Raw genomic sequence first — 24,833 nt, 5'->3', positions numbered from 1 at the left:
ACTGCCTTCCTGTTTACACTGAATACATTTGAAGATTCAAACCTTATACAAATTATTTACACTCATTATACAATTGCATCTGTGTTATGTCACCAGAACTTGTATGATGCAGCTTGCAGGTACGGCGCGGATGAACAGGAGCGCTTTGTGCAACACTAGATTTTTCAGGGATTTTGCCGTCAGCTGCTTCACTTCTCCTTAGCGGGCGTTATAGGTATTTACAATGCCGGGCTACCCTATAGCCGCTCTAGCCCCGCAGCAGACCCAGGAGGATAACTATGAATCAAGGCCGCCATCCCGTCACACCCGAAAAGTTACAGATCACGCTGGCTTCAGGTGCCATTACGGCATCCCGCCACAAGCGTCAGACGCAGTTCTTCCTGCGCCGCCGCTCCAGACTCCTGCTGGCCCTGATCCTTCTTCCCCTCTGGCTGGCCGGGGTGATGATCTATCACATCCATAAGCCGCTGCCGCCCGGACTTTCTGCGGAGAGCCCTGCTTATAAGGTGAGTACGGTCGCCTTCTGGCATGATCTGACCTATCAGGATAGCAGCGGAAAGCAGGCAAGGGAAGAACAGATTCTGCCCAGAATCCTGCAGATTATTGAAGAGTCCAGACAGTTCCTCGTGATCGATCTGTTCCTGTTCAATAACTATACCCATACAGACCAGCAGTTCCCCGCTGTCAGCAGACAGCTTACCGATAAGCTGCTTGCCCAGAAAGCCGCCTATGCCGCCATGGAGATCATCTTCATCACCGATGAGGTGAATACGAACTACGGCTCTGCGCCTAATGCCCTCCTGGAAGAGATGAGAGCCGCCGGTATTAAGATCATCATGACGGATGTAGACGGTCTGCGGGACTCGACTCCTGCCTATTCTGCGGTCTGGCGCACCTTCATCCAGTGGTTCGGACAATCCGGCACCGGCTGGATTCCGAATCTGATGGCCAGCGGAGGACCGGACATTACCGCACGTTCCTACCTGAAGCTGCTCAATGTCAAAGCGAACCACCGCAAGGTTGTGCTGAGCGAGAACACCGCCCTGATCTCCTCCGGCAATGTGCATGATGCCAGTGCTTATCATTCCAACATTGCCCTGGAGGTGCAGGGTCCAATCCAGGAGGATATTCTGCGGAGTGAGCAGGCGGCGGCTAATCTCTCGGGAGCCGGTCCCTTGCTGAGCAAGCCCCCTGAATTCAAACCGCCCGCCGCCGCATCCGGGGGACCTTCGCTTGAAGTCCGCTATCTGACCGAAGGCAAGGTATACAAATATGCCCTGGATGAGATCGCTGCGGCAGGACCCGGGGATGTCATCTGGATGGGTATGTTCTATCTGGCGGACGACGGAATTATCGATGCCCTGCTTGCCGCAGATGCACGCGGCGCCCAGGTGAGACTGCTGCTTGATCCTAACCAGAATGCTTTTGGACGGGACAAAATCGGCATCCCGAACCGTCCCGTTGCCATGGACCTGGACCGCCGCTCTCAAGGAAATATCCTGATCCGCTGGTACAATACAGGCGAGGAGCAGTATCACAGCAAGCTGATGTTCATTGCCAAGGCGTCAGGCGACTCTACCCTGCTGGGCGGATCAACGAACTTCACAGCCCGGAATCTGGACGACTATAACCTGGAGAATGACCTCTATGTATCCGTTCCGCGGGAACAGCCGCTGTATGCGGAGGTGGAGGGCTACTTCAACCGGCTATGGAACAACGAGGGCGCTCAATACAGCCTGCCGCTCACGGAATATCAGAGTGACGTCACCTGGTTGAAATACATCCTCTACCGGATACAGACCCGGCTTGGATTCACTACCTTCTGAATGGAAAAAGAACAAATTCACCCTAGACGGGTGAATAAAATACCTGCGCGCCACTTATCCAAAACAGAAGAAAATCATAATTTCCTAAAAACAAAAAAACGGTACCGCGCCACAAAAGGACGGTACCGTTTTTCATTTTGCTTGTCCGCTTACAGCAGCGGAGACATCAGCCGGGCTGCGGATTCCAGCAGCCGCTCCAGCAGTCTTTTCTCCATGAAGGTCTCATGGACAATCTGCCGCGTGGACTGCAGGTCACGCTCGAAGTCTGCGACAATGCGCGAGACGCTCTCGGTCTGCAGCAGCAGCGCGTTCACCTCAAAATTAAGATGGAAGCTGCGCATATCCATGTTCGCTGTTCCAATCGTAGCAATCTCCCCGTCTGCAATCAGCAGCTTGGAGTGGATGAAGCCCTTCTCATATTCATAGATCTTCACGCCGGACTCCAGCAGCGCCGGGAAGTAGGAATGGGAGGCCAGGAACGGAATCCATTTATCCGGCTTGGCCGGGAACAGCAGGCGGACATCCAGCCCCGACATCGCCGCCACACGCAGCGCAGTCAGTATATCCTCATCGGGGATGAAGTAGGGACTGGCGATCCAGACGGATTTTTCCGCAGTAGTAATCATGGAGAAGAAAATATTCTTGAGCGCACGCCGCTCATTATCCGGGCCGCTGGCAATAATCTGCACCGCCCCGTCTCCGGTAGTGAAGCGAAGCTGCGGGGAGAGGTAATCCTGCTCCAGGATCTTCTCGCCGGTGGTGTGCATCCAGTCCTGCAGGAAGATAATCTGCATCGTGCGCACCGCTTCGCCCCTCAGCAGCATATGTGTATCCCGCCAGAACCCGTAGGTCTTGCTGCGGCTCAGGTACTCATCCCCGACATTCAGCCCGCCCATGAAGCCGACATCGCCGTCGATGACCACGATTTTGCGGTGATTGCGGTAATTCACCCTGCTGGAGAAAAAGGAGGTAGAGTTGCCGTAAGCAGCCACCTGCACCCCCGCATCACTAAGCTCCTTAAGGAAGGCTCTGGAGAGCTGCATGCTCCCGACCGCATCATACATGAACCGGACTGCAACGCCCGCGCGGGCTTTCTCAATCAGAATCTGCTGAATGCGCGTGCCGATATGATCCGCCCGGAAAATATAATATTCCATATGGATATGATGCTGCGCCTGCCGCAGCTCCAGCAGCAGTGTCCCGAAGGTCTCTTCCCCGTTGGTCAGAATGCGCGACTCTGAATTGAAGGAGATCGGCGTGCGACCGAGCCGCTGGGACAGGCCCAGCAGCTTCTGCTGCGAGGGGCTGAACACCGACCAGTCCTGGTGCATCCGCAACGCATCGTTCTCAATCCGTTCATAGGCCATGAGGTCGCGCTGGGCCTTCTTGTCATACTTGCGCCGCTTGAATACATTCTGCCCGAACAGGAAATAGAACACCAGCCCCAGCACCGGGATCAGCGCGAGCAGCAGAATCCAGGACACTGTGGTGGAGGGATTGCGGTTCTCCATGAAGATCCCCAGCGCGACAGAGATAACAGTCAATGTCGAAAATATACTGATAATGGTTCCGGCTGTACTGCCGAAAATCCCAAATCCAAAATAATAGAAAGCCAGCATAGCCGCTATGATGACCATAGCCTGCAGTCCTCTTCTCATATGTACCCTACCTTCTCATTCCGCCGATTCTCACCAAAATGACACATTTATATCTTACATGAAGAATCCGTTTCTTCCTACTGAAACCTGCAAATTTGTATTGCTGCAGGATATATAATATAATCTCACTGACCAATCAGTCAAATATAGAACTGTCTAGTCAGAACGGGGGCTTATATCGCCTTGACCGCTAAAAGCATGACCAAAAAAGAACAAATCATCAAGACCGCCATGCAGCTGTTCGCTGTAAAAGGCTCCTCCTCCACCTCCATGCAGGAGATTGCCGAATTATGCGGGATCTCCAAAGGAAGTCTGTATCTGATCTTCAAATCCAAAGAAGATCTGGAACGCAGTATATACATCTACTGCTTCCGGATGATTCATGATCCGCTGCAGCAGGAGGAGCAGGCTGCCGGCAGAGAGCCCCGGGAGAAGCTGCGTAACCAGCTCGAAATTCTGCTTAGTCATGTATACGAGCTGCGCGAATTCCTGCAGCGCCAATTCCAGGAGGTGGCCGGCCGGGGTGTTGCCGAGATTCCCGATTGGGTGAAGCAGAACAACGCCGCCCTGCTGCGCTGGTTCCAGCAGAAGCTGGAGCTCATGTACGGGCCAGAGATTCTGCCCTATGCAGGCGAGCTGTGCGTGCTCAGCCACGGCATGATCAGCTCCAGCATCAAGCTGCTGTTCGGTCAGGAGATTGTTGTCTCCATCCCTGAGCTGGCTGACCGGCTGGTGGACTGGCTGGACATTATGGTCTCCGGCCTGCTTGCAGGGAAGCCCGCCCCTCTGATCTCTTCCGCAGTCCTCGCCGGATGGGCCGAGGGTCAAGGAGAAGGACCGCGCCAGAGCCCGCTTCAGCTGATTAAGGCGATGAAGCTCCTGCTCAGTGAAGCGGACGGAATACACCACGAGCATGCCGAAGACGGCCTGGAGTCCCTTAGCATTCTGGAGAACGAGATCCTAACCTCCCAGCCCCGTAAAGCGATCATTCAAGGGATGCTGGCCAATCTTGAGGGATACCCTGGGCTATCCGGCGAGCTAAGTCAATTGAAGAAAGTATTCGCTCCTTATATGCACACTTCCTGCGGATTTCATTAAGCGAAGCGCAGATGCGGCACGCCTGTAATATCAAGATTAAATGTACTGGAGGTTCTTTTTACTGATGAAAAGCCTAATTAATTTCTCGCTCCGCAACAAATTCGCCGTCTGGCTGCTGACGATCATTATTGTCTTCGCCGGTCTGTACAGCGGATTGACTATGAAGCAGGAGACCCTGCCTAACATTAGTATCCCTTATCTCAGCATTACTACTATTTATCCCGGAGCTGCACCCGAAGGGGTCGTGAATGACGTCAGCAAGCCGCTGGAGCAGAAGCTCCGCAATGTAGACGGCGTGAAAATGCTGACCTCTACCTCTCTGGAGAACGCCTCCAGCGTCACCATTGAGTTCGACTACGGCACGAACCTGGACAATGCCACAGCAGCAGTGCGGGAAGCCTTGAACGAGGTGAAGCTGCCGGATGAGGTGCAAAAGCCGCAAATCTCGCGCTTCAGCCTCAGCTCGCTGCCGGTCATCTCCCTCAGCATCTCTGATGAGAGCTCCGGCGATCTGGAGGAGCTGACCCGGGTTGCCGAGAATGATATCCGCCCGGCGCTGGAGGATATCGAAGGCGTCGCCTCTGTGCAGATTGCCGGACAATATGTCAAAGAAGTCTCCCTGAAGTTCAATCAGGAGAAGCTGAAGCAATACGGGCTGACCGAGGATACGATCAAAGGCATCATCCAGGCCTCCTCCCTGCGGGTGCCGCTCGGATTGTTCGAGATGGACAAGTCACAGAAGGCTGTTGTGGTTGACGGCAACATCACTACGGTGGAGGACTTGCAGAATGTCAGCATTCCGCTGGTTCCTTCCGCCCCTGGCGCTGCCGGAGCAGGAGCTGCCGGTGCGGGAGCCGGGGAGGCAGGCGGTGCAGCTTCAGGTGGTGCTAGTGCTGCTGGCGGCACCAATGCTGCGGCTGGCAATAACGGCGCTGGCGCTATGACTGGGCTGCCGACGGTGAAGCTGAGCGAGCTTGCCACTATCGAGGTGGTCGGCAAATCGGAATCAATCTCCCGCACCAACGGCAAGGAATCGATCGGGATTCAGATTGTGAAGGCCAATGATGCCAACACCGTCGATGTCGTGAACGGGGTCAAGGACAAGACAGAAGAACTGAAGAAACAATACAAGTCGATGGACCTCACCGTACTGCTGGATCAAGGCAAGCCGATTGAGGATTCCGTGAACACGATGCTATCCAAGGCTGCCTTCGGCGCCCTGTTCGCCGTGCTTATCATCCTGCTGTTCCTGCGCAATATCCGTTCTACCATTATTTCTATTATCTCGATTCCATTATCACTGCTGATTGCAGTATTATGCCTGCGGCAAATGGATATTACGCTGAACATGATGACACTCGGCGCCATGACCGTGGCCATTGGGCGGGTAGTCGATGACTCCATCGTGGTCATTGAGAACATCTTCCGGCGGCTTACGCTGTCCGGCGAAAAGCTTCGCGGCAGAGAGCTGATCAGCGCGGCTACCCGTGAGATGTTTGTGCCGATTATGTCCTCAACCATTGTGACGATTGCCGTCTTCCTGCCGCTCGCTTTTGTCAGCGGGATGGTCGGTGAGCTGTTCCTGCCGTTTGCCCTCACTATGGTATTCGCGCTGCTGGCTTCACTGGTGGTTGCCATTACCCTGGTGCCTGCACTGGCCCATACCCTGTTCCGCAATGGACTCAAGAAGGGGAAAAAGGGTCACGAAGACAAGCCCGGCGCATTGGCGGGCGGGTATGTCCGAATCCTGGACTGGTGTCTCTCGCATAAGCTGATCACCTTGGGTGTTGCTGTACTGCTGCTGGCAGGCAGTCTGTTCCTGATTAAGCCGATCGGCGTCAGCTTCCTGCCTTCCCAGGAAGAGAAGAATGTTACGCTTACCTTCTCCCCGAAGGCCGGGCAGACGCTGGAGGATGTGAAGGCGCTGGGCCTGAAGGCGGAGAAGTACATTCTGGCGCAGGAGCATCTTGATAAAATGCAATATTCGATCGGCGGCAGCAGCCCGTTCGGAATGGGCTCAGGCAATTCAGGCTTGTTCTATGTCACGTATGACAGCAACACGCCTGATTTCGATACCGTGAAGGAGAAGTTAATTGAAGGCTTGAGCCAAGAGGTGCCGGATGGCGTGTGGGGCGATTTGTCCGGCATGGCGGGAGGCGGACTCGGCGGCAGTACCCTTACTGTTAACATCTTCGGCGATACGCTGGAGCAGCTCAAACCGGTAGCCGATGACATTGCCGGGATCGTTCAGGCAGACACCAAGAACTTCAAAGACGGGAAGACCAGCCTCTCTGAAGCCTATGATCAATACACCATCGTCGCTGACCAGGCCAAGCTTAGCTCACTGGGCCTAACGGCCGGACAGCTTGCGATGAAGCTGAGCCCTGCCGGAACCCGGCCTGTACTGACTGAGGTAGAGCTGGACGGCAAGAATTACAAGGTCTACATTGAGACGGACAAGGATTCCTACAGCAGCATTGAAGAAATGAAGGCCGCCACGCTCACTTCTCCACTGGGTATTACTGTACCGATTGGCGAGGTAGCAAGCATCGAACAGGGCCAGTCCCCGGATTCCATTACCCGTGAAGACGGCAAAATGAAAGTCGAGGTAACCGCCGACATTATCTCCAGTGACATTAATAGTGCCTCCAAGGCTGTGCAGGACAAAATAGAGGCTCTTGATCTCCCGGACGGCGTGACCATCACCTTCGGCGGAGTCACCGAGCAGATTAATGAGACCTTCGGACAGCTTGGCATCGCCATGCTCGCGGCTATTGCGATTGTATACTTCGTGCTCGTAGTCACCTTCGGCGGCGGTCTGGCACCGTTCGCCATCCTGTTCTCGCTGCCGTTCACAGTCATCGGCGCTCTTGTTGCCCTGCTCCTGGCCGGCGAGACCTTGAACGTCTCCGCACTGATGGGTGCGCTGATGCTGATCGGTATCGTGGTCACCAATGCAATTGTCTTGATTGACCGGGTAATCCATAAGGAACAAGAGGGAATGTCTACACGCAAGGCGCTGCTTGAGGCCGGGGCTACCCGCCTTCGCCCGATTCTCATGACTGCGCTCGCTACTATAGGCGCCCTGCTACCATTGGTTACAGGCCTGGAGAACAGCGCCGGAATCATCTCCAAGGGGCTTGGCGTAACCGTCATCGGCGGTCTCGTCAGCTCCACGCTGCTGACCCTGGTCGTTGTACCGGTGGTGTATGAGTTCCTGATGAAGTTTCGGAGTAAGAAGACTTACGAATAAATAGGGGATGAACTTCAGTTTCAGTTATATGAGCTGATCGTAAGAACGTAGCGTAAAGCTCAGACGTCACTACGGTGGATATTTGGACTTCCGGCCGCTGTTGTCTCCAGATTTCCTGATTTAGACCGCTTGTTGCGGTAGAAATCCGGAGACAAAGGCGGACGCTACCGCTCCTACAGTTCCAAAATCCCCCTCCGATCCTACACGCTTTTTGTATTTTCTTTCAATCAAAACCTATAAAGTGAAAGCTTAAGTTCAAGACCCCGCGAGCAGAAATAAGGCGCCCTTCCGATTGATGAAAGGGCGCCTATCTTTATGTACTACTAATGATACCAATTAATCTGCTTCTTCTATCAGTAAATCCATCGTACCAGGGTAACAGTACCTAGAGTCCTCTTGCTCATACATTCTTAGCCATTTCTAATGGACGAGCTAAAAACTCAGAATTTTTCATACGTCCATTACTTCTATCTATTAACACCTGATTTTCTTGTACAGTAAGATGAATTCCTTCAATTGCAAGGGATGACTTAACACACGATAGGGCGGCCTGCTTTCGTTTCAATGATCTTCTCAATTAAATCATTCCTTTGAATATCCCATATGACTTTATTATACCATTTATCCGCTAATTGTATTTTGTACACCTAAATGATGGTGAAAAGCCTGATTTGTCGGGATAACTGCATTCCGTACAATTAAAAACAACGCTATCGCTTGTTTTAGGAAAAATCGGGATATTTAGTTGTACAGACTACATTTATAACCATTTGCTAGCGTTCGAGCATCATTTTAGTTGTAGAGACTACACTTAAAGCACGTAAACCCCGAGCAGAAATAAGGCGCCCCTCCAGTTGATGGAAGGGCGCCTTGTTGATTGAGTATGGATGCTTATTAAGCCATGGCTGCGGCACTGCTCTCCAGCGAAGCCTTCCAGGCACGCAGCATATGCAGATCCTGCGGCAGGAATTCCTCCAGCATATGGCTGAGTCCCAGATACAGCGGGCTCTCGGTGGCAGCGTTCATTCTCGCACAGAATTGTGGAGTCCACTTCAGCAGATGCTCCTCAAGGAATCGCTCCTGAATCTCCAGAAGCTCCATCGCACTGCGGATCGAGAAGCTGTTGTACAGCATCCGTTCATGCAGCACGGCCATGAATTCCAGCTCAATGGCAATGTGGTCGTCGGCTTCGCCGCTGCACTTCTTGAAGACAATCCCCGCCGAAGCGTACACATCCGAGAGCACGTTGCAGAATTCTTCCTCACGGCCCAGCTGAGCCGCTTCACGGGCCACGAAGGAGCTGACGGCCCGCTCATTCATCAGACGTTTGTATTCGAGTTTCTCTTTCTCACAGATGGCCGGTAGCATCGACGGCTCCTGGCTGCACAGGTAACGCTTCAATTCACGGCCGCCTTCGGTCATCTCCGCAGCGACACTCATCTCACGGTTACGGCTCCACTGGGCGACCAGTGAGAGTGATGGTTTTCTTCCATAGAAGTCCACCAGCAGCTGATATATTAATCCCCGACTCTCCAGCCAGCGGCTGCAAGCCTCCGGCACGACAAGCGATGGAACAGTTGGTATGGTCATTTTGCAAATCCTCCCTACATAGTTTGCCGGATACCCGGGGTATCCTTAGGGATCGCCGCCTGAGCCTTCCGGTATCATAGCTGTGCTTCGCAAAAGTAAAAGTATCTAAAGTTTGAATCTTCCGCACCTAAATTATATCGAATATGATAAGCGCTTTCGGTGAGCATTCTATGACCATTCCCTGGAATTGTCGCACTTTTGTCATAATTAGGCTGCTGCTTTGGCCTTCTGTCCCCCTATGCTTTAGATTGTCCGCTGTGCATTGACGCGGCGGAATGGTTTCTTTAAAATTTAAACTAAAATCAACAGGTGAAGGAGCAACGCTATGGAGCCGCTGACTGACCCTTTTGGACGCATACATGATTACCTCCGTATCTCGGTTACAGACCGCTGCAACCTGCGCTGTATCTATTGTATGCCCGCCGAAGGAATGCAATTCCAGCCGCAGGACGAGATTATGAGCTACGAGGAAATTGCCGCTGTGGTGGAGGCGCTTGCGCCCCTGGGCCTGCGGAAGGTCCGGCTGACGGGGGGCGAACCGCTGGTCCGCAAGGATCTGGAGAAGCTGGTAGCCATGATCTCCGCTATACCCGGCATTGAAGATATCTCATTGACGACGAACGGGCTGATGCTGCCAGCCAAAGCGGATATCCTGAAGCAGGCCGGGCTGTCCCGGGTGAACATCAGCCTGGATTCGCTGCGGCCGGACCGCTTCTCGATGATTACCCGCGGCGGCGATGTTGCCAAGGTGCTGAAGGGAATTGAAGCCGCAGAAGCCGCCGGCCTGTCCCCGATCAAGCTGAATGTCGTGCTGATGAAAGGCATCAACGATGACGAGATTAAGGATTTCATCGCCTTGACCTTGAACGGCCCGCTCAATGTTCGCTTCATTGAATACATGCCGATTGGCAGCGCCAGCGATGCCTGGCGGCAGACCTATCTGCCGCTGGAGACTGTAGTAGAGGCCTGCAAGGAAGCGGGCTGGACCACCGAGGAGGCCGACATGCCCTCCGGGAATGGCCCTTCCCAGAACCGGCGTGTCACCGGCGCGAAGGGAACCTTCGGGCTGATCCATCCGGTCAGCGAGCATTTCTGCGACAATTGCAACCGCCTGCGCCTGACTGCCGACGGCAACATCAAAGCCTGCCTGTACTGGCAGGACGAATATAATGTGCGCCCGCTGATCAGCGACCCTGCGGCGGTGCAGGCCCTGTTCCGCGAGGCGCTCGGCAACAAGCCGCATAATCATGAAATGGCCCTGGCCCTGGAGCACAAAGCCCAGAGCCACACCCCCACCGCCCGCCGCATGTCGCAGATTGGCGGGTAGGTGACACAGAGAAAAATGTAACAGGCCCATGAACAAGTTCATGGGCCTGTCTTTATAACACATTCATAGTCGTGGAAGCTTGTATGTGCTTCAACCCGACTTCGGAAACTCTGAAATCGCAATTTCAAAATCCACAGATATCGTCCCCCGGATCACCTGCTGCTCACTGTCTAATTTGGCGGATAAGTCTACGCTTTGCATAATCACATCATCGCCTTTGTACCGTTTGCGGGTGAGATAGTAGGTTGCTAACTCGCTGCAGAATTGGGTGTAGTTTTTTTCATGGAGGAATTTGTTATGTTCACCAAAGATACTATAAATCTTCCGGTACGGAATATAATCCGCAAATCTCTGTAAAACATGATCCACGTCCCACTTATACTGATTAGCCATTTGAACGATCTTGAACAGCGCCATGAATATTTCATTTTCGTGATTTGAGATGTATTCGACATATGCATCAAGAACCTCAATCTGCCCATCCATTAAGCGGTAAAGATACGTATTAGCCGTTCCCCAGTCTATATATTGAGCCTTAATACGCCATGCTTCTTCGTCATCTTCCCGTATCCAGCTATGATCCATATATATAGGTATCATATCGAGTGCAGTTTTGTAATCTCCAATCTCTTCATAAACACAGGATCTCATAAGCTGAGCATATAATATATATGTATACAGAGGCCTTTTATATAACTTATGATCTCTATGCTTACGGCCTGATTCACCATGAAGGTCATAATGGACGGAGGCCACTCGGAGCATTTCTTCTACAACCTCAGATACCTTGTCCCATTTCTGAAGCGCAAGATAGATATCCGCCAACTCTTTCAGCGCATCCAACTGATTGATTTCATCCAGCTTGTCCACGTAATTCTCCAGTATGGCGGCCGCGATTAGATTCTTCTGCGGATCATCCCCGAGGTTAATCAGGAACAGCCTGTATTGACAGAGCGCCAGGCGCTCAGAGTGCTGATATTTCTCGCTGGCCCCCACATTTTCATAGATTAATGCTGCGGCCTGCCAGTTCTCCTGCTCAAATAACTCCTCGGCAACCTCGAACAGCAACGGTGCATACAGCAGATTATCGAGTAAATTCTGCACAACCTGCTCTATACAATCCAGACGCGATAATGCCGCGCATTGCAGCAGGAATGGCCGCAAGCGCCGCCAAGTCGGTGTCGAATCGTATAAACATTCATCCACATACATATTGTAAAAGTAATCCTCTGGCAGTCCCATCCCGCTTGTCACGCGGATCAAATGATTCATCGCCAAAGCCTGCTGCCCTTTCATCACACGGCTCAGTGTGCCGGAATGAATTCCGCTGGCAATCGCAAACTGATTAATAGACAGTTTATGTTTTGTGAGATACGCCGCTATCTCGTCTCGAATTTTGACTGTATGCTCCACAGCATTTACCACCTTTTTTATACACATGTCCATTGGAACTTATATCTGACTCTCCGATTGTTTCTCTTGTGTAGTGCTTAAGCGGGCGGCCTCTTATTCATCCGGTAGGCGTTATCGTACGCATTGAGCAATTCATCCAGTACTACCGATTGCCGTAAGACCTGCGGATGATTGAAACCGCCGTATTGAATATGTAATTTATGAAGCTTACTTCTAGCTTGTTCTATGCGAATTCTAACGATTGCTGGACTATGCATGGGAATCCCGCCTCCTTATGCAACATTATAGATTTTTATGTAAAACTACAAAATATTGGACTGATTGCATTATCTGTTAAAGTGAATATATTGACAAAGCTCTGACGAGATAGAAGTTGTCCATAAAAAAGACGCCCCAATGACTCTGGAGCGTCCATTCTGATCTTATACGCTAATATGAGATTTCTCTCAATATCCACCATGTCCATGTCCCATTGGTTCAACCAGAACTGAAAGTTTACCTGTATTATTTGGATTGACTGGATCACCATATGCCACTGGAGCAACAAGCATTAATACTAGACTACACAAGACTAGCAGTAGTGTGCCTTTTCTTCTCATAATGGTTTCGCACCTCACTAATGTAATTTTTGTACTGGTTCTTTTGTTCGTGATTAGCTCTATCACGGTGCTGTTCAAATAAATCTATACATTTAATGATCTTGACTTCACTGTTAATTTGAATAGAGAACAGAAGACTCTGCAGTACAGTCTGGACCCCTTCAGTTCGATTGTGCTGTAAGTAATAGGTTGCTAATTCTATTAGAAACTGTGCGTAGTGGTCTAACTTCACTTGTTTATGATAGTCACCAAATGGGTTAGGATAATCTCTCAATGGCAGATGTTTATAGAATCTTAATAAAATAGAGTCAACATTCCAGTCATATCGATTTGCAGCTTGAATAATTCTGAATAACCCTGTGAAAATTTCACTCTCTCTTATTGAAATATATTCGACATATTCTGCTATTACTCCTTGTTCACCGTCCATGATACGGTACAAATAGTTGTTTGCTGTAGCCCACTCTTGAAATTGAGCAATGGTCTGCTTAGCTTCATCAGTTTGCTCTCTTATCCAACTACCATCTGCATACATGGATACAAGTTTTAATGCCTCTGCATAATTTCCTTCCTCTTCACAGACCAATGACTTTAGCAAATGGGAATATAATATGTAACCATATATCGGCCTTTTGGAATGCCTGAGCGCACTCCGATTCTGATTCGAAGAAAATTGTAAGCTATATTGAATTGAAGCAATCCGGTATAACTCATTGGCTAGATCTTCAACCTTGTTCCATTTATGAAGTGAACTATATACATTGGCTAGATCCTTCAATCCATCCAGCTGATCCGCCTCATTCAGGCGCGGGATGTAGCTCTCGAACAGAGTGGCTGCGCGCAGGTTCGTGCTCTGGTCATCACCCAGGGCAATCTGGAACAGGCGGTATTGGCAGGTGGCCAAGCGTTCGGAATACTGGTATTTCTCGCTGGCGCTTACGTTCTCATAGAGGAGTGCCGCCGCCGGCCAGTGGCCCTGTTGGAACAAGCCTTCCGCTACTTCATACAGCATGGGAACATAGGTCAGATTATCCAGCAGGTTCTCCACCAGACGCCCGATACAATCCGTTCGCCCCAGTTCCGCACACTTCACAATGAACGGGCGAAGCCGCCGCCAGGTCGGTGCCGAATAATAGAAACACTCCTCCACATACAGACTGTAAAAAAAATCCTCGCTCACCCCCATTCCCGCAGTGATTAACTCCAGATGGCTCATGGCAATGGGCTGATGGCCATTAATAATCCGGCTCAGTGTCCCGGAATTAATGCCAGATTTTATGGCGAACTGATTAATGGACAACCCCTGCTGGGTTAAATAATCTGCAAGCTGGTCTCGAATCATGACTGCAGGCTTCAAAGCAACACCACCTCCCACATTCCATAATTTAGAACATTATGTTTATATCTGTATGGTAGAGGATGGGATTTCAACCGTCAATAGAATAGAGTCAAATAAAACAACTATAGCTCGAAAGTGTGAAGAATTCGAAACAGTTTGGCAACGGGCTTGCCGAATCTTACGGATAAGGGCTGAATCAACAATTTAGAAGTTATTGAATAAAGGCCAGAAACATTTCATTAAGGGGAGCGTTTATGAAAAGAATCTGCATCATTTCAATTTCATTAATACTATTGATGTGGGTCCACCAACGTATCGAATGAATGTTACTTACGCAGATACCGAAGTTGTGAGATTCAGCCTTTATTTAGATTTTAAAACCAAAAGTGGATTTCTGATTAAAGATAGCAATAGCGAAAAAATGTTGAAATTAAAAGATCGCAGCTCTAAAGAATTAACAGATCTATTGAGTAAAGTAAGTACAAACTAAAATAGTCAGTTAAATGACTTGAATATCTGGAGCCAGCTTCGTATGCATTACAACAGCCCCCACAGCTGAACTCCCATATAAACGGCGATCCCCCAGATCAACAGGGCGGAAACGGTATTCAGCCCCTTCATGACTTTGCCGGAAGCATCCAGCCTGCCGAGCTGGCGGCCCGCTGCAGCAAGACCCAGGAACCAGAGCCAGGAGACAGTCACTGTCGCCGCCGCGAAGACCCAACGCACCAGCCCATCGTATTGCAGCGAGCTGGTCCCGATCACGCCCACCGTATCTAGAAGGGCATGCGGGTTCAGGAGGGAGACAGACAGCGCATAGAGTATCTGTCCCTTCGGCGAGAGACGGCCCGACTCATCCTTCGCTGGAGTAGAGCGCCAGATTCTCCAGCCCATGAAGGTGAGAAACAGAATGCCCGCTCCATATATAACAGGCGTGACCCAGCTCACCGAAAGAATGACCAAGGAAACTCCGCCGACTGCCGCAGCGATAAGCAGCGTATCGCAGACTGCCGCTGTCAGAACGACAGGCAGCGTACTGCGGAATCTCGTATGCTGTGCCCCTTGATTGAAGACGAATATATTCTGTACGCCCAGCGGCAGAATCAGCCCGAAGGCCAGGATGATTCCATGTATAATGGCCTGTACCATTTCTTTTCCCCCTTCTATCTTCCTTATGATGCTTCCAGGGTAAACCAGCTTCACAGGCTTCCTCCGGTTATAGCCTAATGATCGTACCCTGACCTAGTGACTTCCGTAACCATCCAAGTTCTTCGCCACTTACCAACCAAGACGAATGAAAGCGGAGGAATCATGGTAGACTGGAAGAAAGAAGGAACGAAAGAGAGAAAGAAATGAGGGCTATGCTATTCAATAGCGGCTGTGAGGAGCGACAATCGCTCGGTAGCCCTCGCAGTGGCACAATGTGTTCAGTTTTTCGCATACATTGGGGCCGGTTGCCTGCGCTGAAGCATAATGTGTTCAGTTTTTCGCTTTTGTACATTATTTCGTCCGGAAGGAACCTGCCCTTGACACATCCTCAACGGTACAACCATACAACAACAGACTTAGGCACGCCCGGCCCATCCGTATATACGGACGATTCTCGGCCCGCAGCTCCTGGAACGCAGCAAGCTGGTGCTGGCTCCGGCCTGCTGGACACATGGAAGCCGGACCCGGCTTCTCCGCTGCCGCTGCATAGTCAGATCTTCGACTACTTCCTGACCAAGATCACCACCGGGGCCTGGCCGCCCGGCATGCGGCTGGCCCCGCAGCGGGTGCTGTGCCGCCAGCTCGGCGTGAACCGCAGCACAGTGGTTACAGCGCTGGGCCAGCTTACCGCCCTTGGCCTGATTGAAGGCAGACGCGGCGGCGGAACAATAGTTACAGGCGGGCGGCCGCCTATCGGCCGTACAGATACGGTAAACGCAGCGGCTCCAGCCGGGCCGGAACGCTCAGGCAACTGGAATGACTATGTAGAGGAGGGAATTCACTATCCCAACCTGCCCACCATCCAGGACATTAACCGGCTCGAGTATGAGCCGGGTCTGATCCGCCTTGGCACGGGTGAGCCAGCGCCTGAGCTGCTGCCCGGAGCCGCAATGAACGAGGTGCTGGCCGGACTCGCGCAGCGCGTTCTTCCTCCTCTCTCCTATGAGGAGCCGCTCGGTAGTCCGGCGCTGCGGGCGGCGGTCAGCCGGTTACTGGACCGGAGCGGAATTACCGCTGGACCGGACTCCATTCTGATCACCTCCGGTGCCCTTCAGGGGCTGCAGCTGATTGCCCTCGGGCTGCTGCCGCGCGGCTCTTCTATCCTGCTGGAGAAGCCGTCCTATCTGTATTCGATTCACGCCTTTCAGTCTGCCGGGGTGAAATTCAGCGGCCTGCCTATGGACGGGCGTGGTCTGATCCCGGAGCAGCTTGCAGCCGAGGCGGTCCGCAGTAAGGCGGCGATGCTCTACAGCATCCCTTCTTTTCATAACCCTACCGGAATCCTGATGGATGCCGAGCGCCGCCGGGAGCTGATGGAGCTCACAGGCAGGCTGGGCCTGCCCATTCTGGAAGATGGGGCCTATCAGGAATTATGGCTGGACGCTCCTCCTCCACCGCCGCTGAAGGCACTGGATCATGAGGGACGGGTCCTGCATCTGGGCACCCTGTCCAAGGCCGCCAGCCCCGGTCTGCGCATCGGCTGGATTGCCGGACCAGAGCCGGTCGTCCGGCGGCTGGCCGACATCAAGATGCAGAGTGATTACGGCGCAAGCTCCCTGTCTCAGCTGGCGGCCGCCAGCTGGCTTACGGGCGGCTATCATGAGGAGCACGTGCATGTGCTGCGCGGCAGACTACGCGCGCGCCGCGACCACATGCTTGAGCTGCTGCAGCTCCATTGCACCGGACTGGCAAGCTGGAATATACCGGCAGGCGGCTTCTATATCTGGCTGTCGCTCCACCAGGCTGTCCCCCCGCGCAAGCTGTTCACCGCAGCGCTGCGTGCCGGACTGCTGCTGAATACTGGCGATCTGTATGACCGCAGCGACGGGAGGCATCTCAGACTGTCCTACGCCTATGCCTCTGCGGCAGAACTGGAGCGCGGCATCCCCCTGCTGGCAGAGATGATCCGGCGGGGACTCTGATGGGAGACAACGCAGCCCTATCTCAAGCGAATGCGCAAATAGCCCCGAACCCTGACAACATCCTCTGGCTGTCATGGGTTCGGGGCTATGTTGTTCGGATACCTGGGGGAACCGGAGGACATCGCCTGCGTAATCACTCGCCTGTCCGGTGAACACTGTGGCTTGGTCAGCAATCTGATCATTACCTTTTACCGCAGGCTCATCCGCCCTGCTGCGGCAGCCGCACGATGAACGCCGTCCCCTCTCCGGGGCGGCTTGTTACGTGTACGCTGCCTTCGTGGAGCTCCACGATCTTCTTCACGAGCGGGAGTCCCAGTCCGCTGCCGCTGCCGCTGCTGACGCTTCTGGACTTATCCGCCTTATAGAACCGTTCGAAGATCCGGGCCAGCTCCTCTTCGGTCATGCCGATCCCGCTGTCCCTGACCTCCACTTCCGCCCACTCCCTCGTATTGCGCATAGTGACAGTGATCCTTCCACCCTGCGGAGTGAATTTGATGCTGTTATGCAGCAGGTTGGTCCATACCTGGCTCAGCAGATCCTGCACCGCAGTCACGGTGGTCTCCTGAAGCTCGGCCTCCACCTCAATCTCCTTGCCGAGCCACTGCGGCTCTGCGGCCAGGATCATCGCCTGCACCTGCTTATCCAGCCTATAGGGCTTCCGCTCGAACGGGAAGCTCTCCGCATCCAGCACGGACAGCTTCAGCAGATTGTCGCTCAGGCCGGACAGACGGCGGCTCTCCGCTTCTATAATATCCAGGTAATGCTTGCGTATCTCCGGACTGAGGTTCTCCTCTTGCAGCGCGGCAGCGAACCCGCGGATCGAGGTCAGCGGCGACTGGATCTCATGGGATACGCTGGCGATGAAGTCCTGCCGCATCAGCTCCATCCGGCTCAGCTCACTCGCCATTTCGTTGATCCCTTCCACAATCCCTCCGAACTGCCGGTACTGGCCGCTGTTCTCCAGTTCAATCTTGAAGTTGCCTTGAGAGATCTGCCGCATGGCTGTAAGGATCGGCCTATAGAAGTTCTGATCCTTGCCGCGTGTAGCAAAGGCAATCATCGCCCCGCAGACGAAAAAGATGATAATCTGCATCGCCATAACAAACAGGTGATACCCGTATTCGGAGAAGGACCAGTGAAAATAATGGACCAGCAGCCTTGAGCCGAAATAGCTTCCGTTCCAGGAGATAAAGAACATGGTCAACATTCCGGCTATAGGTCCAACTATACTGATTTTCTCCCATATCTTCATGACTCTGCGCTTCATGCTTATCCCTCCAGCCGGTAGCCAAGCCCCCGGATCGTACGAATGGAGAATCCGAACTTCTCCTGCGGAAACCGCTCGCGCAGACGGCCTACATGCACATCCAGCGTCCGCTCATTGCCTTCGTAATCGTAGCCCCAGATCTCTTCAATCAGCCGGTCACGGGTCAGCGTCTGCCCCCGGTAACTGGCCAGCTTGAAGAGCAGCTCGAATTCCTTCAGCGGCAGCGTGAACTCGCCATGCTCGGACTGCACCTCATAGGTGGCGCGGTTCATCCGCAGACTGCCAACGGTAACACTCTGGGCGGCCGAAATCTGGTAACGCTTCAGCAGGGCCTTGACCCTGGCGATTAGCACCGGCGGCTCGAACGGCTTGACCAGATAGTCGTCTGTGCCCAGCTCGAAGCCTTTGACAATCTGCGAGGTCTCCCCTTTGGCCGTCAGCATTAGAATCGGAAAATCATACTGCTTACGCAGCTCCCGGCACAGCTCCCAGCCGTCCATATTCGGCATCATAATATCAATGATCGCCATATCCGCCGCAGTCTCTTCGAGCAGCCGCAGCGCCTCCAGTCCGTCAGAAGCGCTCAGCACCTCGGCCATCCCTTCAGCTCTCAGGAACACTCCCACCAATTCGCGGATGTGCGGATCGTCGTCCACCACCAGTATTTTGACCATAATCTGTCGAACCCTCCTCTATCCCTTGGCTCAGAAGCTCAGGTGTGTTCAGCTGCAGCTGCTGCTCGGCGAATTCACGGTACAGCTCATGGTCCCTCAGCAGCTCCTCATGCGTGCCCTTCCCGGTAATCCGGCCCTTCTCCATGAAAATAATCTGGTCCGCATTCACCACCGTAGCTAATCTGTGAGCAATCACAATCGTAGTCCGGCCCTGCATCAGATTGCCCAGCGCCTTCTGTACCACGGCCTCCGACTGGCTGTCGAGGCTTGAGGTCGCCTCATCGAGCATGAGAATCTTCGGATCGCGCAGCAGTGCTCTGGCGATGGCAATCCGCTGCCGCTGTCCGCCGGACAGCTTCACCCCGCGTTCACCAACATCCGTGTTGTATCCGTCCGGAAGCTCTTCAATGAAGCCGTCAGCGTAGGCCATGGCCGCCGCCCGCTTCAGCTCCTCATTGCTGATCTCGCGGTCCAGCCCGTATCCAAGATTCTCGGCAATAGTACCGGCCAGCAGCGGACTTTCCTGTGAGACATAACCGATTCTCTTCCGCCAGGATTTGAGGGAGAACATCGATGCCGGTTTGCCGTCCAGCCGGATAACTCCGCTATGCGGCTCATAGAACCGTTCCAGCAGCGAGAACAGGGTTGTTTTACCGCCTCCGCTCGGACCGACAATGGCAGTCACCTGCCCCGGCTGCATAGTGAAGCTTACCTTGCTGAGCACCTTCTCGCCCGTCTTGTATCCGAAGCTGAGATCCTCCACTGCAATCGGTCCCTCTGTGCCTTCAGCCTCTTCCACGCCGTCATACACCTCTTCCTCTGCGGCAAGGGTCTCAATAATCCGCTCAGAGGCTCCCTTGGCCTTCTGGAGCTGGGTGAAGAATTGCGTCAGCTGCGTCAGCGGCATAATAATCTGGATCAGATACAGAATGAAGGCGACCAGTTCACCGGCAGTAAGCGCCCCCGAGGATACCAGCATCCCGCCATAGCCGATAATAACTACCAGCAGCATCATGAAGACGAAGGAGATCAGCGGGCTGATCAGGGCGCTGATCTTACCCTCACGAATCCCGAAGCCCAGCAGGTTCATAATCCCTTTCCGCCCGGCTTCATACTCTTTCTGCTCCGCGCCCGAGGATTTCACCAGCCGAATCTCGGACAATACGCCGCTGAGTACAGCGGTGAAGGAGGCCGTCTCGTCCTGCGTGCCTTTAGAGATCTTGTACATCTGCCGTCCCAGCGGCACCAGAATGAGCGCCGACAGCGGGAGCACCGTGAACAGCACCAGCGTCATTTTCCAGTTCAGATAGAACAGCACCAGGACAGAGCCGACAATGGAGATGAGGCCGGTGAACAGACTGGCCAGATGCTCCGAGATCAGTGTCTTGAGAATTCCTGTATCATTAGTCATCCGGCTGACGCTCTCGCCTGTCCGGTTCTCATTGTAGTAGGAGACGGGCAGCACCAGGAATTTGCGCCACAGCCTGTCACGAAGACCGGCCACAACTTTTTGCCCGACGGCATTCAAAAGATAGATCGAGACTCCGCCGGCCACGGTCTGCGCAATGAACGCTCCGGCGATGCCGGCAATCTGCAGCTTGCTGACAGAAGCCAGCGAGAAGCCGTCCACCAGATTCTTCGTGAACATGGGAATGACCAGACCGACGAGGGTCGAAATGATGCTGAGGCCAAGGGCCAGCGCCAGCAGCAGATAAGATGGCTTGGTTTCGTGCAGCAGCTTCAGGAACGGCTTCATGGCCGCTCCCTGCTTCTGCGGTGCTTGCTTGTTTGTCATAAGGAATCCCCTTTTCCGGCAGATAGATGCATGGAGCAGTGGCGCCCCGCTTCCGCCTTAGAACCCAGAATAACTGGCCTATGTAAACTGAAGTTAAACAGATATTTTTCCATTGATTTGTAGTTCCCCATAAAAGTTGGTTTGTATCCCTTTTCAACAAATGTTACAGTGATATCAGCGGCATCATAAGACGGCCACAGCAAGAATGCAAGGCATCCTAGCGGGAAAGGAGTGCAACGTTTGCGGGATCATCTCGATAAGCAGCTGTCTTTCACCTCTCTGAAATGGTTCAACTTCTTCGTATATGGAACGGTTGTCCTCTTCACCAGCTTCTTTCCCTTATATCTGCAGGATGTAGGGATGAATAAGCTGGAGATCGGGAGCCTGATGTCTGTAGGCGCACTGGTCTCCATTATTGCCAACCCCTTCTGGGGCATCTGGAGTGACCGGTATCAGAATATCCGGCGGATTGTCCTCGTCATGCTGACGGGAACGCTGGTCTTGACTCAACTTGTCTTTCAGGCGAATACATATGAAATGATCTACATCTCCATTCTGTTCTTCTATTTCTTCCAGGGGCCCCTGTTTGCCCAGAGCAACACGATGATTCTCAGCTATATTGACGGAACCAGCCGCAGCTTTGGCTCTTTCCGGTTATGGGGATCACTAGGCTGGGCTTTCACCGCCATCCTTGCCGGTCCCGTAATTGAATGGGCCGGCATCTCTGTGCTGTCCTATCTGTTTGCATCACTGCTCTGTGCGGCGATGATTGCACTGATCACGCTGCCGAAGCTGGACCATTCGATCGGAATTGCCCCCTTGCCCTTCAAAGGCATGAGCCAGATCTTCCATAACCCGTTCTTCCTGTGCTTCATCCTCTTCGGCATCCTGGTCTCGATTCCGAATACGATGAATAACACCTTTGTGTCACTGTACATCACGGAGCTGGGGGGAAGCAAGACCATGATCGGTCTCGCTGTGTTCCTGTCCTCCATCCTGGAGATGGGTGTGCTGCTCCTGTGCAATTACGTTCTCCGGCGCAAAATCTCTGTCCTGCTCGCCTCGCTCACGCTGGTCAGCGCGCTGTTCTTCCTGCGGTGGTGGCTGATGGCCGATGCAACGACTCCGCTGCAGGTCGCACTTATTCAGGTGTTGCACTCCATTACCTTCGGCGGCTTCTTCTATGTCGGAACCCAGCTGACTATGCTGCTGGTGCCAAGGCCCTACCGTTCCTCGGGACAGGCTCTCTACACGCTCACCTGGAGCGGAATCTCCGGCATTCTTGGCGGCGTCCTCGGCGGCTGGATGTATCAGACCCTCGGCGCGCAGACGATGTATCAATCCGGTGCGCTTCTTGCCCTGTTCGGGGCGATCGGCTTCGGAATGATGTGGCTCACTGTCATTCGCGGCAGCTACCGCCCTCCGGCTGATCCCGAGGACGAGTTGGCGGAAGATTAGGAATGCGCACAAGTGGAAACGGCTTTGCCGTCCTTTAAAAGGACGGTACCGTTTCAGCGAGAAATAGAAGGATAATTTATAGCGTAAAACATATAAATTCTTATATTTGGATACAGCAAACAGGCTTGGCCTCCCGGCGGGAGACCAAGCCTGCCTGCTTATATGCAGCTCTTCTAGCCTTTCTTGGGCTGGAAGGAGCTTTTGAGGGATACAATCAAATTGAACACCAGATGCTCCGGCGACGAATACTTGCTGTCTACGTTGAAGTACCCGTGACGGAAGAACTGGAACTTGTCCTGTGCCACACTGTCCTTCAGCCCAGGCTCCACGAAGCCCTGCAGGATCTCGATGGACTTCGGATTCAGCTGATCCAGGAAGGTTGGCTCCGGCTTGTCAGCGGAAGCTTCCAGACCTTCTACTTCAGCATCCGTCTCCGCCTCTTCAGCAGAGATCAGCGGCTCATACAGGCGGAATTCCGCCGGTACAGCCTGGCCTGCATCTACCCAGTGCAGCGTTCCCTTAACCTTGCGGCCGGTGAAGCCGCTGCCGCTCTTCGTCTCAGGATCGTAGGTACAGTGCAGCTCCACCACTTCGCCGTTCTCGTCCTTGATGAAGTCGTTGCACTTGATGAAATAAGCATTCTTGAGACGCACTTCATTGCCGGGGAACAAGCGGAAATACTTATTCGGCGGAATCTCCATGAAGTCATCGCGTTCAATATAGATCTCACGGGAGAACGGAATCTGGCGGTTGCCCATCTCCGGGTTCTCCACATTGTTCTCAATTTCGAAGTATTCGGTCTCGCCTTCAGGATAATTCGTAATAACCACCTTCAGCGGCCGCAGCACAGACATCGTCCGGGGAACCGTCAGCTTGAGATCTTCACGGATGAAGTGCTCCAGCATCTGCAGGTCCACCAGCCCCTGGCTCTTCGAGATGCCGGTCTCATGCACGAAGCTGCGGATGGCCTCCGGTGTATAGCCGCGGCGGCGCAGCCCGGAGATCGTCGGCATGCGGGGATCATCCCAGCCGTCCACATGGCCTTCATCGACCAGCAGCTTCAGCTTGCGCTTGCTCGTAACGGTCTGGGCCAGATTAAGGCGTCCGAATTCATATTGATGCGGTGCAGCCTCCATGTCACATTCCGCGACAACCCAGTCATAGAACGGGCGCTGGTCCTCGAACTCCAGGGAACAGAGGGAATGGGTGACATGCTCAATGGCATCCTCCAGCGGATGTGCGAAGGTATACATCGGGTAAATGCACCATGCGTCGCCCGTATTATGGTGATGGGAGTGGGAGATCCGGTAAATGACCGGGTCACGCAGATTGATGTTAGGAGAGGACATGTCAATTTTGGCGCGCAGAACCTTCTCGCCATCCTTGAATTCTCCCGCCTTCATGCGGTGGAACAGATCTAGGTTCTCTTCTACCCCACGCTCGCGGTAAGGGCTGTTCTGCCCCGGCTCCGTCAGGGTTCCCCGGAATTCACGGATCTGCTCGGCGCTGAGATCATCGACATAGGCCTTGCCCTTCTTGATCAGCAGCTCGGCCCGCGCATACATCTCCCCGAAATAATCCGAGGCGAACCGCAGCTCCTCCCATTCATACCCGAGCCATTTCACATCCTCCTGGATGGAATTGACGTACTCGGTATCTTCCTTGAGCGGATTCGTATCATCGAATCTCAGATGGGTCTTGCCGCCGAACTCATCCGCCAGCGTGAAGTTAATCCAGATCGCCTTGGCATGTCCGATATGTAAATAACCGTTCGGCTCCGGCGGAAAGCGGGTGACGACTTCCTTAACCTTACCCGAGCGGAGATCTTCGGTAATGACGTTCTTAATGAAATTGGAGGGTGTACCCTGGTTCTCCACATTGATCAACCTTTCATTCTGTAATATAACTACTTCCTTGTATGAACATGTTTCCTATTAATATACCCGTTAAGCAGGGAATGTTCAACAAGTGGAAACGGCATTGCCGTGCTTTTAAAGGACGGTACCGTTTCAGCGAGAAATAGAAAGATAAGTTATCGTGTGAAACATATAAATTTTTATATTTTAAAAGTTAAGCAGCCCCGCATCCTTTGACTTCTCTCCCGGCGATGGAGTAGCATGATAAATATAGGAATATTAAGACAAGGGGGATGCTTATGCAACCGGTAAAACTGCCTAAAGAGCAGTGCGATATGATTACGGACAATATCCGTACCTACTTCGAGACGGAGCGCGGGGAAACGATCGGCCACCTGGCCGCAGAGAATCTGCTGGAGTTCTTCCTGAAGGAGCTGGGACCGGCGATCTATAACGGGGCGCTTAGCGACTGCCGCACACTTACCCTCCAGCGCATGCAGGCTCTGGAGGAAGACATCTACGCCTTGGAGTGGAGGAAGCGTTAGTTCA

17 protein-coding genes are annotated in these 24,833 nt (G+C 53.1%); 7 read left to right on the top strand and 10 right to left on the bottom strand.

Features of this window, described 5'->3' with window-relative positions:
• Window positions 1-278: 278 nt before the first annotated feature.
• Window positions 279-1,826: a phospholipase D family protein gene (locus MHH78_RS04940; protein ID WP_341166776.1), complete on the top strand. Its 1,548-nt coding sequence runs from the start codon at window positions 279-281 to the stop codon at window positions 1,824-1,826.
• Window positions 1,827-1,975: 149 nt separating this feature from the next.
• Here MHH78_RS04940 and cls read toward each other — a convergent pair whose 3' ends face one another.
• Window positions 1,976-3,484, bottom strand: a complete 1,509-nt coding sequence (gene cls / locus MHH78_RS04935; protein WP_076080844.1) for a cardiolipin synthase — start codon at window positions 3,482-3,484, stop codon at window positions 1,976-1,978.
• A 183-nt stretch (window positions 3,485-3,667) separates the two neighbouring features.
• Here cls and MHH78_RS04930 point away from each other — a divergent pair, with 183 nt between their 5' ends.
• A complete protein-coding gene (locus MHH78_RS04930; RefSeq protein ID WP_341166775.1) occupies window positions 3,668-4,582 on the top strand; it encodes a TetR/AcrR family transcriptional regulator in 915 nt (304 codons plus the stop codon).
• A 64-nt stretch (window positions 4,583-4,646) separates the two neighbouring features.
• Complete coding sequence (locus tag MHH78_RS04925; protein ID WP_341166774.1) at window positions 4,647-7,835, top strand: efflux RND transporter permease subunit; 3,189 nt, start codon at window positions 4,647-4,649, stop codon at window positions 7,833-7,835.
• Between the two features lie 894 nt (window positions 7,836-8,729).
• On the opposite strand, the gene MHH78_RS04920 is transcribed toward MHH78_RS04925, so the two are convergent.
• The gene (locus MHH78_RS04920) at window positions 8,730-9,425 is read right to left on the bottom strand and encodes a TorD/DmsD family molecular chaperone (protein WP_341166773.1); all 696 of its coding nucleotides are present in this window, start codon (window positions 9,423-9,425) and stop codon (window positions 8,730-8,732) included.
• A 325-nt stretch (window positions 9,426-9,750) separates the two neighbouring features.
• Between MHH78_RS04920 and moaA the strand changes: the two genes are divergently transcribed.
• Window positions 9,751-10,752, top strand: a complete 1,002-nt coding sequence (moaA, locus tag MHH78_RS04915) for a GTP 3',8-cyclase MoaA (RefSeq protein ID WP_341166772.1) — start codon at window positions 9,751-9,753, stop codon at window positions 10,750-10,752.
• A 90-nt stretch (window positions 10,753-10,842) separates the two neighbouring features.
• Here the strand turns inward: moaA and MHH78_RS04910 are convergent, their stop codons facing one another.
• From MHH78_RS04910 to MHH78_RS04895, 4 genes are all read right to left on the bottom strand, one after another.
• Window positions 10,843-12,165 (bottom strand): helix-turn-helix transcriptional regulator, encoded by a 1,323-nt coding sequence (locus tag MHH78_RS04910; protein WP_341166771.1) that lies wholly within the window; start codon window positions 12,163-12,165, stop codon window positions 10,843-10,845.
• A gap of 77 nt (window positions 12,166-12,242) precedes the next feature.
• Window positions 12,243-12,422 (bottom strand): aspartyl-phosphate phosphatase Spo0E family protein, encoded by a 180-nt coding sequence (locus MHH78_RS04905; RefSeq protein WP_341166770.1) that lies wholly within the window; start codon window positions 12,420-12,422, stop codon window positions 12,243-12,245.
• A 304-nt stretch (window positions 12,423-12,726) separates the two neighbouring features.
• On the bottom strand, window positions 12,727-14,121 hold the full coding sequence (locus MHH78_RS04900) for a helix-turn-helix domain-containing protein (RefSeq protein ID WP_340827655.1): 1,395 nt from the start codon (window positions 14,119-14,121) through the stop codon (window positions 12,727-12,729).
• Between the two features lie 519 nt (window positions 14,122-14,640).
• Entirely contained in the window at window positions 14,641-15,252 is a 612-nt protein-coding gene (locus tag MHH78_RS04895) for a LysE/ArgO family amino acid transporter (RefSeq protein ID WP_341166769.1), read from the bottom strand.
• A 500-nt stretch (window positions 15,253-15,752) separates the two neighbouring features.
• Here MHH78_RS04895 and MHH78_RS04890 point away from each other — a divergent pair, with 500 nt between their 5' ends.
• Complete coding sequence (locus MHH78_RS04890) at window positions 15,753-17,234, top strand: aminotransferase-like domain-containing protein (protein WP_445668086.1); 1,482 nt, start codon at window positions 15,753-15,755, stop codon at window positions 17,232-17,234.
• A gap of 199 nt (window positions 17,235-17,433) precedes the next feature.
• On the opposite strand, the gene MHH78_RS04885 is transcribed toward MHH78_RS04890, so the two are convergent.
• The 3 genes from MHH78_RS04885 to MHH78_RS04875 are packed head-to-tail and all read right to left on the bottom strand — an operon-like array spanning window position 17,434 to window position 20,970.
• The gene (locus MHH78_RS04885; protein ID WP_341166767.1) at window positions 17,434-18,501 is read right to left on the bottom strand and encodes a sensor histidine kinase; all 1,068 of its coding nucleotides are present in this window, start codon (window positions 18,499-18,501) and stop codon (window positions 17,434-17,436) included.
• A 2-nt stretch (window positions 18,502-18,503) separates the two neighbouring features.
• Window positions 18,504-19,175, bottom strand: coding sequence for a response regulator transcription factor (locus tag MHH78_RS04880; protein ID WP_341166766.1), 672 nt, complete (start codon window positions 19,173-19,175; stop codon window positions 18,504-18,506).
• Window positions 19,105-20,970: an ABC transporter ATP-binding protein gene (locus MHH78_RS04875; RefSeq protein WP_341166765.1), complete on the bottom strand. Its 1,866-nt coding sequence runs from the start codon at window positions 20,968-20,970 to the stop codon at window positions 19,105-19,107. Before MHH78_RS04875 ends, MHH78_RS04880 begins: the two co-directional genes overlap by 71 nt.
• Before the next feature lie 240 nt (window positions 20,971-21,210).
• Here MHH78_RS04875 and MHH78_RS04870 point away from each other — a divergent pair, with 240 nt between their 5' ends.
• Window positions 21,211-22,428, top strand: coding sequence for an MFS transporter (locus tag MHH78_RS04870; protein ID WP_076080883.1), 1,218 nt, complete (start codon window positions 21,211-21,213; stop codon window positions 22,426-22,428).
• 173 nt (window positions 22,429-22,601) lie between these two features.
• On the opposite strand, the gene MHH78_RS04865 is transcribed toward MHH78_RS04870, so the two are convergent.
• Entirely contained in the window at window positions 22,602-24,305 is a 1,704-nt protein-coding gene (locus tag MHH78_RS04865) for a glutamine--tRNA ligase/YqeY domain fusion protein (protein ID WP_076080992.1), read from the bottom strand.
• Between the two features lie 278 nt (window positions 24,306-24,583).
• Between MHH78_RS04865 and MHH78_RS04860 the strand changes: the two genes are divergently transcribed.
• The gene (locus MHH78_RS04860) at window positions 24,584-24,829 is read left to right on the top strand and encodes a DUF2164 domain-containing protein (protein ID WP_341166764.1); all 246 of its coding nucleotides are present in this window, start codon (window positions 24,584-24,586) and stop codon (window positions 24,827-24,829) included.
• Window positions 24,830-24,833 lie beyond the last annotated feature (4 nt).

It is taken from the genome of Paenibacillus sp. FSL H3-0333, assembly GCF_038002805.1.
Classification (GTDB): domain Bacteria; phylum Bacillota; class Bacilli; order Paenibacillales; family Paenibacillaceae; genus Paenibacillus_AQ; species Paenibacillus_AQ silagei.
The sequence above is the reverse complement of the archived record's forward strand: the minus strand, read 5'-3'. Positions and strand labels throughout refer to the sequence as shown.

Excerpts from the sequence above, each read along its gene's own strand:
- MHH78_RS04940 (WP_341166776.1), top strand. The coding sequence starts at position 279 with ATGAATCAAGGCCGCCATCCCGTCACACCCGAAAAGTTACAGATCACG.
- cls (WP_076080844.1), bottom strand. The coding sequence starts at position 3,484 with ATGAGAAGAGGACTGCAGGCTATGGTCATCATAGCGGCTATGCTGGCT.
- MHH78_RS04925 (WP_341166774.1), top strand. The coding sequence starts at position 4,647 with ATGAAAAGCCTAATTAATTTCTCGCTCCGCAACAAATTCGCCGTCTGG.
- MHH78_RS04920 (WP_341166773.1), bottom strand. The coding sequence starts at position 9,425 with ATGACCATACCAACTGTTCCATCGCTTGTCGTGCCGGAGGCTTGCAGC.
- moaA (WP_341166772.1), top strand. The coding sequence starts at position 9,751 with ATGGAGCCGCTGACTGACCCTTTTGGACGCATACATGATTACCTCCGT.
- MHH78_RS04905 (WP_341166770.1), bottom strand. The coding sequence starts at position 12,422 with ATGCATAGTCCAGCAATCGTTAGAATTCGCATAGAACAAGCTAGAAGT.
- MHH78_RS04895 (WP_341166769.1), bottom strand. The coding sequence starts at position 15,252 with ATGGTACAGGCCATTATACATGGAATCATCCTGGCCTTCGGGCTGATT.
- MHH78_RS04885 (WP_341166767.1), bottom strand. The coding sequence starts at position 18,501 with ATGAAGCGCAGAGTCATGAAGATATGGGAGAAAATCAGTATAGTTGGA.
- MHH78_RS04880 (WP_341166766.1), bottom strand. The coding sequence starts at position 19,175 with ATGGTCAAAATACTGGTGGTGGACGACGATCCGCACATCCGCGAATTG.
- MHH78_RS04875 (WP_341166765.1), bottom strand. The coding sequence starts at position 20,970 with ATGACAAACAAGCAAGCACCGCAGAAGCAGGGAGCGGCCATGAAGCCG.
- MHH78_RS04860 (WP_341166764.1), top strand. The coding sequence starts at position 24,584 with ATGCAACCGGTAAAACTGCCTAAAGAGCAGTGCGATATGATTACGGAC.